Annotated in this window: 1 protein-coding gene; it reads left to right on the top strand. The window is 62.6% G+C overall.

Features of this window, described 5'->3' with window-relative positions:
• Window positions 1–96: 96 nt before the first annotated feature.
• Window positions 97–1,232 (top strand): IS630 family transposase gene (locus Mspo_RS19410; protein WP_159732935.1). Its coding sequence is split into 2 segments (ribosomal slippage), with 1,138 coding nucleotides annotated over them: window positions 97–560 and window positions 559–1,232; the frame shifts between segments, so codons are not numbered across the junction. This gene is flagged as partial in the annotation.

Raw genomic sequence — 1,232 nt, 5'->3', positions numbered from 1 at the left:
CTAGTGCCTCGCTTCAACGAATTTGAATGGGCTGTCTTTCCGCAGCTGGACGTTTCTGATTCGCTTATGCCATTGATTCGGCCGGGGGACGCGAGGATGGCGCAGGACGAGATCGGCGGGAAGAAATATGTCGTGCGGCTGAGCGGCGATGAGCGGGCGCAGCTCGAAGGCATGTTGCGTAAGGGCAAGCACTCGGCCAAGACGCTGGTGAAGGCGCGGATCTTGTTGAAGGCGGACGTGTCCGAGGCCGGCGAAGGCATGAGCGACGGCGAGATCATCGAGCAGCTGGAGACAAGCGTGTCGATGGTCTTTCGGGTCCGCAAGCAGTTGGTGGAGGAAGGCTTCGACGCGGTCTTGACGCGCAAGCAGCACACGCGTCCCTCCGTGCCGCGCATATTCGACGGCGAGAAGGAAGCCAAGCTGATCGCGTTGTCGTGCTCGGCTCCGCCGGATGGCTATGCGCGCTGGACTTTGCGGCTGCTGGAAAGGAAGGTCGTCGAGCTCGCCATCGTCGATGCGGCGAGCGACAGCACGATCGGTCGCGTTTTAAAAAAACATTCTCCAGCCCCATCGCAAGGAGCAGTGGGTCATTCCTCCCCAGGCGGACGCGGCCTTCGTCGCCGCGATGGAGGACGTGCTCGAAGTCTATCGGCGTCCGCATGATCCGTTGCGTCCCGTGGTCTGTCTCGACGAGGCGACCAAGCAGCTGATCACGGAGACACGCGCGCCCATGCCGATGCGGCCCGGACAGCCGCAGCGCGTCGACTACGAATATGAACGCAACGGAACCGCCAGCATCTTCATGATTTTCGCGCCGCTCGAAGGAAAGCGGGAAGCCATCGTGAGTGAGCGCCATACGGCGATCGACTACGCCCATGCGCTCGAGCATGTCGCGGAGGTGATGTTTCCGCAGGCGACGAAGATCGTGCTCGTGCAGGACAATCTGAACACGCACAAATCCGCCTCGCTCTATCAGGCTTTCGCGCCCGAGAAGGCCCGACGGCTGACCGAGCGCTTCGAGTGGCATTACACGCCCAAGCACGGGAGCTGGCTCGACATGGCCGAGAGCGAACTCAGCGTTCTGTCCTCGCAATGTCTCGCGCGCCGCATCGGCGACATCACGAACCTGCGCGCCGAAGTCGCCGCCTGGGTCGCCGACCGCAACACGCATCAGGCCAAGGCGGACTGGCAGTTCACCACCGCCGATGCCCGCATCAAGCTCAAGAGCCTCT

The sequence above is a fragment of the Methylosinus sp. Ce-a6 genome (genome assembly GCF_009811655.1).
Classification (GTDB): Bacteria; Pseudomonadota; Alphaproteobacteria; order Rhizobiales; family Beijerinckiaceae; genus Methylosinus.
The sequence above is the reverse complement of the archived record's forward strand: the minus strand, read 5'-3'. Positions and strand labels throughout refer to the sequence as shown.